This window comes from Moorena sp. SIO4A1 (assembly GCF_010672065.1).
GTDB lineage: Bacteria > Cyanobacteriota > Cyanobacteriia > Cyanobacteriales > Coleofasciculaceae > Moorena.
Map to the genome: position 1 here is coordinate 1 of NZ_JAAHHX010000733.1, position 1427 is coordinate 1427.

A 1427-nucleotide genomic window follows, 5' to 3' on the forward strand; every position below is an offset into this window, starting at 1 on the left:
TCTTAATGGGTCAAGCACACCTATTAACTCTTGGCAAAAAAATCCCTTGGCTAGTGTCGGGGGAACTCCTTAGAAGTATGAAGTGTGAATTCTCACCTTATTATAGGCAATTATAGGCAAATGCTAGTTCTTGAACTATATAGCAATAGTTAGTATATACCTATACAAACTATTAGATAAATTGTATCAAAAGCTACAATTTATCTTGACGACTATAAAATCCAATAGTTATAGCATATTTATTTATAATAATCGTCTGCCTTAATTTACTGCTCTTCCGCACTTGTTATGGTAACAAAGCAGTTCAATCATCCTGATCGCCTTATTGGGAATTGCTTGAGCGCCTAATTTTTGCCCTCGAAAAGCCGCTCAGAAACAAGCAATGAACATCACAAACATGGCAGGACTTGGATGATGGCAGGACTTGGTAGTGCAACGACAGCCCAATAGTCTTTGCCATACCAATGGGATCCTACCATAGAAGCTGACGCTTCGCGATGCAAAAGCTGATTTGACTTACCCCACCCAACTTATAAAATATCATTGAAAATTATGGGTGGGGACTGCACTCAATCATTGTGTTCAATTGAACACCATATCAGTATGACATGATGGCGTCTCGCGGATGAACTTCATATTAATTGAGCGAGTTTGCTTGCCATCCGCTGACACTGCCATGATTGGGTAGTCAATCAGAGCATCCTGCAAAGACATCTGGAAGCGGAAGGTACCGTCTGGGTTAATCTTGACCGGAAGTCCATCAATAGTAACGGAAGCATCAGGATCAGTGGTACCATGGATAATTAGCTCCGCATCTGCCAGTAACAACAATTCCGGAGAAGGAGCAGGGGGAGCATAATCCCTCAAACCAGCTCCCGACATGTTTGGAGAAACCCACTTACCAATACCCGAAGGGAAAGCATTGGAAGTTATTGCTGACCTTGGAACTTGCTGCATAGAACTATAAACAGAACCAGCTACTGCCTGAGATTCCCCAGATTGAGTTATGCCAAAGATTTCGCCATAGATAGGGGGATTAGGCATTTCCGAGCTACTCCCATTAGCTGTTTGGCTAGGTGGCAGAAGTTTTAGGACAGTCTTACCCTGTAAATTATCATTCCAGTTGACCGTGATGAATTGGTCTTCCATCCATTTAGAGGGATAGGCTGGGGGGGCATGGATAGGTGCTGAACGAGCCAGAACTAGCCATTGACCATCTTCACAGCGATAACCAATCTCAACTACATAGTCGCGATCGCTAACTGGCATGGGTAGATACCATTCTCGCGCTAGCTCATCACAGGGATATTCTTGGATACTATGGGGACTTTGATCATCCAGTTTGATTGCAGTAACATCATAGAGCCTTAGAGCGAGTTGTTGACCTCCCTGAGAGCGCAGTTCTTTTTTATGTTCATTCGGAATCT

The 1427-nt window shown here is 43.3% G+C and carries 1 protein-coding gene; it reads right to left on the reverse strand.

Annotation, left to right across the window (positions count from 1 at the left end):
• Positions 1-582: 582 nt before the first annotated feature.
• Positions 583-1427: DUF4912 domain-containing protein (locus tag F6K53_RS42420; protein WP_293086531.1), on the reverse strand; the 845-nt coding region annotated here is incomplete at its 5' end.